General features: G+C 69.7%; 10 protein-coding genes. 7 read left to right on the top strand and 3 right to left on the bottom strand.

What is annotated here, in order from left to right; genetic code table 11:
• Window positions 1-85: 85 nt before the first annotated feature.
• Window positions 86-532, bottom strand: a complete 447-nt coding sequence (locus AB0B48_RS16280; RefSeq protein WP_355010145.1) for a (deoxy)nucleoside triphosphate pyrophosphohydrolase — start codon at window positions 530-532, stop codon at window positions 86-88.
• A gap of 183 nt (window positions 533-715) precedes the next feature.
• Here AB0B48_RS16280 and AB0B48_RS16275 point away from each other — a divergent pair, with 183 nt between their 5' ends.
• Window positions 716-1,024 carry a 4a-hydroxytetrahydrobiopterin dehydratase gene (locus tag AB0B48_RS16275; protein WP_112604995.1) on the top strand — a complete coding sequence of 103 codons (309 nt, stop codon included), beginning with the start codon at window positions 716-718 and terminating at the stop codon, window positions 1,022-1,024.
• On the opposite strand, the gene AB0B48_RS16270 is transcribed toward AB0B48_RS16275, so the two are convergent.
• A complete protein-coding gene (locus AB0B48_RS16270) occupies window positions 1,011-1,460 on the bottom strand; it encodes a VOC family protein (protein WP_357201739.1) in 450 nt (149 codons plus the stop codon). The two genes, AB0B48_RS16275 and AB0B48_RS16270, sit on opposite strands and share 14 nt — an antisense overlap.
• 114 nt (window positions 1,461-1,574) lie before the next feature.
• On the opposite strand from AB0B48_RS16270, the gene AB0B48_RS16265 reads away from it, so the two are divergent.
• From AB0B48_RS16265 to AB0B48_RS16240, 6 genes are all read left to right on the top strand, one after another.
• Window positions 1,575-2,459 carry a LysR family transcriptional regulator gene (locus AB0B48_RS16265; protein ID WP_357201736.1) on the top strand — a complete coding sequence of 295 codons (885 nt, stop codon included), beginning with the start codon at window positions 1,575-1,577 and terminating at the stop codon, window positions 2,457-2,459.
• 91 nt (window positions 2,460-2,550) lie between these two features.
• Window positions 2,551-2,910 carry a hypothetical protein gene (locus AB0B48_RS16260; protein WP_357201733.1) on the top strand — a complete coding sequence of 120 codons (360 nt, stop codon included), beginning with the start codon at window positions 2,551-2,553 and terminating at the stop codon, window positions 2,908-2,910.
• Between the two features lie 10 nt (window positions 2,911-2,920).
• On the top strand, window positions 2,921-3,283 hold the full coding sequence (locus tag AB0B48_RS16255) for a PH domain-containing protein (protein ID WP_030337500.1): 363 nt from the start codon (window positions 2,921-2,923) through the stop codon (window positions 3,281-3,283).
• Window positions 3,284-3,506: 223 nt separating this feature from the next.
• Entirely contained in the window at window positions 3,507-4,238 is a 732-nt protein-coding gene (locus AB0B48_RS16250) for a class I SAM-dependent methyltransferase (protein WP_357201730.1), read from the top strand.
• Between the two features lie 98 nt (window positions 4,239-4,336).
• Entirely contained in the window at window positions 4,337-4,537 is a 201-nt protein-coding gene (locus tag AB0B48_RS16245) for a hypothetical protein (protein WP_357201727.1), read from the top strand.
• Between the two features lie 81 nt (window positions 4,538-4,618).
• Complete coding sequence (locus AB0B48_RS16240; protein ID WP_357201724.1) at window positions 4,619-5,896, top strand: MFS transporter; 1,278 nt, start codon at window positions 4,619-4,621, stop codon at window positions 5,894-5,896.
• Here the strand turns inward: AB0B48_RS16240 and AB0B48_RS16235 are convergent.
• The gene (locus AB0B48_RS16235; protein ID WP_357201721.1) at window positions 5,880-6,323 is read right to left on the bottom strand and encodes an SRPBCC domain-containing protein; all 444 of its coding nucleotides are present in this window, start codon (window positions 6,321-6,323) and stop codon (window positions 5,880-5,882) included. The two genes, AB0B48_RS16240 and AB0B48_RS16235, sit on opposite strands and share 17 nt — an antisense overlap.
• Window position 6,324: the final 1 nt, after the last annotated feature.

Genomic DNA, 6,324 nt, shown 5'->3' with positions numbered 1-6,324 from the left:
AGGCGCGTGCAGATCTTGGACAGTTTCCGTCATGGACGAACGGAAAGTGTCCAAGATCTGCGGGCCGGCGGCAATAACTTCATGATCAACGAGGGTTGCGCAGGAGGAGGGGGCGAAGGGCGGCCACGATGGGGGCGTCGGCGGGGAGCCAGGTGACCGAGTCCAGTTCGTCGGCCGTGAGCCAGCGGAGCGCCTCGTGCTCCAGCGCCTGTGGCTGGTCGCCGCCGAGCAGGCGGGCCGCGTACACCTTGAGCACCGAGCGGCCGTGCGCCATCCGTACGTTGCGGCCGACCCGGGCGCCGATCTCGACGCGTACGGCCAACTCCTCGGCGCACTCCCGGATCAACGCGTCGGTCTCGGCCTCCCCCGGCTCGACCTTTCCGCCCGGAAACTCCCACATGCCCGCTACTTCGGGTGGGGCGGAACGCGCACAGGCGAGCACCCGCCCATCCCGGATGATCGCCGCGCCGACGATCACCTTCAGGTCCCGTCGTTCGGCCTGCCCGCCATCATTCGCCCGTTCGGTCCGCACGGGCGTCCAGGGTGCCAGATCAATCGGCGGTTTGGGTACCGTAGCCGTCCGCTAGGCCAGCAAGACACGGAAGTGTGGGCGTGGACACCCCCTCCGAGCAGCGGGAGACTAGGGGGCACCGACAAGACACGGGATGGCGACGATTTGGCCACAAGCCGGCAACGGCGCTTGGGGGGTGCGGTGATGCGCGTGCTGTTCAACAGCAGGGCCAAGCACGACTACCTTTCCGACGCGTTGACCTTGCTATCTGGTTGGACGCGCGAGGGCGAGCAGATCCGACGGACGCTCGTGATCGACGATACCCAACACGCCGCACTAACTGAACGGGTCAAGGTCGTCGCGGATGCGCTGCATCTGCGACCCGAGATCAGCCGCCGGGCCGACAGCACCCAGATCCGGGTCGGGCACGGCAGCGGCGAGCCCCTGACCGAGGGCGAGGTCCTGTTGGCCGCCCGCATCGAGGACGCTTACCGGGCGGTCACCGAGGCCTGACGACCGTCTCCGCATCCGACCCGGCGTCCTGCGGGTACCAGCGCAGCTCCACCGAGTTGCCGTCCGGGTCCCGCACGTAGATCGAGGTCGCCGAACCGCGCGCGCCGAACCGGCTGACCGGCCCGGTCAGCACTGTGAAGACCTCCGACTCGATCACCTGCGTCCAGTTCAGTGGAGCCACCACGAGGCAGAAGTGGTCCACGTTCGCGCCCTGCGGCTCACTGCGGACGAGGTCGATGATGCTGTCGGGGCTGATCTGGACCGACGGGAACGGGACGGTGCCCGCACGCCACTCGTCGACCCGTACCGGTGCCAGCCCGAGCTGGTCGCAGTAGAAGCTCAGGGAGCGTTCCACGTCGGCGACGGTCAGCACCAGGTGGTCGAAACCGGTTACCCGCACCGCGCTCACGCCGGCCGGGTGGTTGCCAATGCTCATGTCGGAGCCTTTCGTTCGGTCTTCCCTGCCGCGTTCACGATCCCCGGACGAGGGGCGCCGACCAAGACCTGATGCCGCTACGATCGTTGCCCACAGGTCAACGATGGGATTGGTGTGCTGGAGCGGTACGAGGTCGAGACGTTCCTGACCCTCGCGGACGAACTGCACTTCGGCCGGACCGCCGAGCGGTTGACCCTCAGCACCGGCCGGGTCAGCCACATCGTGAAGAAGCTGGAGCGCCAGATCGGCGCACCGCTGTTCGCCCGCACCAGTCGGGTCGTCCGACTCACCCCGATCGGCCGACAGCTCGCCGACGAGTTGGCCCCGCTGGTGGCAGGCATGGACGAGGCCGTCCGCCGCGCGACCGACGCCGCCCGGGGCGTGACCGGGACGCTGCGGGTGGCGTTCCTCGGCGAGTGGACCGCGCCGGTGCTGCTCCGGGCGGTGGCCCTGTTCGGTGAACGGCACCCCGACTGTCGGGTGGAGGTGCACGAGGCGCAGTTGTCCACCACCCGGTCCGGGCTGCTCGACGGCTCGACCGACGTGTTGATCGCCTCGTACCCGTTCGACGGCATGGCCACCGGCCCGGCGCTGCTCTGCGAGGACCGGGTGCTCGCGGTGGCGGCGGGTCACCCGCTCACCCGGGAACGGTCGGTGTCGTTGGAGGTGCTCGCCGACCACCCCGTGGTGCAGTACCCGACAGTGACGTCGACGGAGTTCAAGCGGGACCGCACCCCGGAGCGCACCCCGTCCGGCCGGACGGTGCCGAAGGGGCCCGCCGGGAACACCTTCTCCGAGATGCTGTCAGTGGTCGCGCTGGGCCGGGGAGTCCTGCCGGTGGGCGAGCACACGCGGCGCTACTACCCGCGCCCCGACGTGGCGTACGTGCCCATCCACGACGCGCCACCGATCGAACGAGGGCCGGTCTGGCTGCCCAGCAACACCACCACCCGGGTACGCGAGTTCGTCCGCGCCGCGACCGACGCGAACCCCCGATGAGACACGCCGAGTTCCGCCACCACCGGCTGGTCCAGGTGTACGACGCCGAGTGCCGGTAGCCGCCGCCCGCGCCAGACCGGGTGGCGATCGGGTGACCTGGATCGAGGGCACCTCGGCGCTACTGCCGGAGCGGGCGTTCGACGTGGCGGTGCTGACCAGCCACGTCGCGCAGTTCTTCGTGGACGATGCGGAGTGGGCGCGTACCCTCGCCGACCTGGCCCGGGCGCTCGTGCCCGGCGGCCGGCTGGTGTTCGACGCCCGCGACCCGGCGGACCGTCGCTGGGAGCGGTGGAACCCGGTGGATTCGCACCGGGTGGTCACGCTGCCCGACGGCGGCGAGGTCCGCGCGTGGACCAAGGTCACCAGGGTACGCGACGGAGTGGTCGACTTCACCCACCACGGCGAGTTCGTGGTCGTCGCCGGGGTGGGCGCGTTGGCGCCGGTTTCCTAACCTGGGGCACATGGCGAACATCGCGTACGACCGCAAAGAGCAGGTCCAGCAGATCGAGAGTGGCCTCCTCGAAGGCGAGCAGATCATCGCCGTCTACGACGCCGTCGGCACCGGTACCGGGTTCATCGGGCTGACCGACCGGCGCGTGATCATCCAGGACCGCTCGTTCGTCGGCAAGCGGTTCGCGATCACGAGCATCCCGTACTCGAAGATCACCAGCGTGAGCGTGGTCAGCAACAAGTCGTGGGGTGGTTCGTTCTTTTCCACCGGCGCCATCGCCATCCACGTCGGTACGCACACCTACGAGGTGGAGTTCCGTGGCGCGCAGAAGAGCCACCACGTGCACAACGTGATCCTGCACCACATCTCCTGACCGCACGTCTCGTCGTGGGCCCGGCTGGCGTAATTGCCTTGCCGGGCCCACGGCGTGTCTGGTGTCCTCGGTCGACAGTCACGCGAAGGGAGCAGCCACCATGCCCAACACGACGAAGTCCCCCGAACCAACCGTCATCCGACCCGAGGAATCGAGACTTCGTGAGCAGGACTGTTCTCTTGGCGCTGCTGAGCGCCACTGACTTCAATCCCGGAGGCCGCTGATGTCGGTCTTCGACGATCCCGGCCTCTTCGGCCGGCTCTGGGCCGCCGACTACGACGGCCCCGGCAACCCCGACCCGGCGCCAGCCGTGGACTTCCTGGCCGACCTGGCCGACGGGGGTCCGGTTCTCGAACTGGCGATCGGCACCGGCCGGGTCGCGCTGCCGCTGGCCGAACGCGGCCTCGCCGTGCAGGGCGTCGAGGCGTCCGAGGAGATGGTCGCGCAGCTGCGGGCGAAGCCCGGCGGCGACCAGATCTCGGTGGTCGTCGCCGACATGGCGGACGTGCCGGTGGCCGGTGAGTTCCGGCTCGCGTACCTGGTCTTCAACACCCTGTTCAACCTGGTGGACGCCGAGCGGCAGGCGGACTGCTTCCGCAACGTCGCCCGGGTGCTGTCGCCCGGCGGCGCGTTCGTCATCGAGACGTTCGTGCCCGACCCGCGCGACTTCGACGAGGACGAGCAGGTGCAGGTACGTGCCGTGACCGAGGACTCCGCGACGATCCGACTGCACCGGTACGACCGGCCGGCGCAGCGGTTCATCCGGCAGACGATCACGTTCGACGCGGACGGTGTGCACCTGAAGCCGTTCGCCATGCGGTACGCCTGGCCACACCAGATCGACGAGATGGCGCAGCGGGCCGGGCTCCGGCTCACCGAGCGGTACGCCGACTGGCACCGGCGACCGTTCCAGGCCGACAGCCCGTCGCACATCTCGGTCTACCGCAAGGAGTAGCGGTTTGATCGGCTCGGGTTCCGGAAAGTCGAGCAGTCATCGCCCCGACGTCACGGCACCCGAGCCGATCTCCCGCCGACCGAGAGCGAGATGCCGCCATGAGCAGACGAGCCATCCAGGTGGTCCTGGCCCTGTCGGTCGTCCTCATGGTCACCGGCATCATCCTCAAGGTGACCGGGGACGGCGGAGCCGACACGGCCGGCACTGTGGCGGTGTCGCTCGCCTCGGTGGGTTCGATCGTGGCGAGTATCGGCTCGTCCTTCCGCGCTGCCCGCCGAAACGACGGCCCACAACGGTGATTCGGCCTTTCACCCTCGGCTGATTCTGCTGCCAGCAGCTAGGTATTGATGGGCAGGTCCTTCGCCGGGTGTGCTGACTGCATGGCCGACGCCTCCCGATTCCCGCGCTCCTCTCCGTACTGGCCGGTGGTCAGTCACCCTCAACTCCGACGCGTTCTACCCGGGCTGGCCGTCTCCGCGTTGGGCGACGGCCTGGCGGTGGTCGCGGTGACCTGGCTCGCGATCCAACTCGCCCCGCACGATCAGCGGGGCACCTGGATCGCGCTGGCCATGGCGGCGTACACGCTGCCCAGCGCGGCCGGGACCGTCGTCTTCGGTCGGCTGCTGCGCGGGCGAAGCGGCGCGCAACTCGCCGGGTGGGACGCGATTCTGCGAGCCAGCGCGCTCGCGGCGATCCCCCTCGCCCACCTTGTCGGCGTGCTCACCATCGGGCTGTACGTGGTTCTGCTGGCCGCGTCGGCGCTGCTGCACTCGTGGGGTTCCGCCGGCCGATTCACCCTGATCGCCGAACTGCTGCCGCAGCGACACCATTTGCCGGCCAATGCCGTGCTCAGCACCATCGGAGGGTTCGCCATAATCGTCGGCCCGCCACTGGCGGGCATCCTGATCGGCTGGGTGGGGCCGGTCTGGGTCATCGCCATCGACGCCGCAACCTTCGCCGCGCTGGCCCTCACGTACCGTCTCGCCCTTCCCGCCAACGACGGACCCGCACGGTCCGAGAGCGGCGCTTCGCGAACGGCCGGCTTCGCGGTCATCCGCCAGAACCCGGCCCTGCTGGGCCTGCTGGTGCTGAGCCTCGGGTTCTTCTTCCTCTTCGGGCCGGTGTACGTGGCGATGCCGATCCACATCACCGACGACCTGCACGCCTCCGCGACGCTGCTCGGCGCCTACTACACCGCGTTCGGCGTCGGCGGTCTCGCCGGGGGTCTGGTCGCCGGTTATCTCCGCCGCTGGCCACTGCGAGCCACCACCATCGGCATCGTCGTCGCGTTCGGCGTTGCCATGCTGCCGCTCGGCCTGGGCGTACCGGTCGGCGTGTCGTTGCCGGCGTTCGCCCTGGCGGGCTTCATCTGGGCGCCGTACATGTCCACGTCGATGGCGCTGTTCCAGCGCAGCACGTCGACCGCCCGACTGCCCGCGGTGCTCGCCGCGAACGGTGCCATCCTCGTGCTGGCGGTGCCCCTGGGCACCATGCTGGGCGGGCCGCTGGTGGGTGCCATCGGCCCCCGCCCGACGCTGTTGCTCTGCGCCGTGGCGATCGTGGCCCTCGGCCTGACCGCCGGGGGGATCGCGATCTCGCGGCGGAGCGCGCGAACCCCCGGCGATCCGGCTGTCACCGAGGTCAGTGCCAGTCGCTGATCCGGACGTCGTTCGGGGCCGGTCGGCCGTGGCCGGTCTCCACCTGCTCCTTGAGGCTGATCAGGAACAGCGCCCACTTGGTGCTGCAGTGGTGCATGAACTCGACCGGCTCGCGCCAGCCCTGATGCGCGAACTGGACGATCGTGTACTCGCCGCGCTGGTCGAGACGCCAGTCGACCTCGGTGCCGACCCACTCCTCTGGGCCGTCGACGACGCGCCACCGCACCCGCCCGGCGGGGTTCAGCTCCAGGACCTCCATGTCGAAGCCGCCGGCATCGCCGAACCGGAAGGCCAGTTGTCCACCGACTTCGCTCTTGCCCACCGTGTCGGTGGTCCACCAGGCGGCGAGGCCCTCCGGCGTCGCCACCGCTCGGTAGACGTCGTCGAGCGGTGCGACGACGCCGACCCGGTGCAGGATGTCGGCCATT

It is taken from the genome of Micromonospora sp. NPDC049089, assembly GCF_040648775.1.
In the GTDB taxonomy this organism is placed as follows: domain Bacteria; phylum Actinomycetota; class Actinomycetes; order Mycobacteriales; family Micromonosporaceae; genus Micromonospora.
This window is presented reverse-complemented; position numbering and strand designations above follow the sequence as displayed.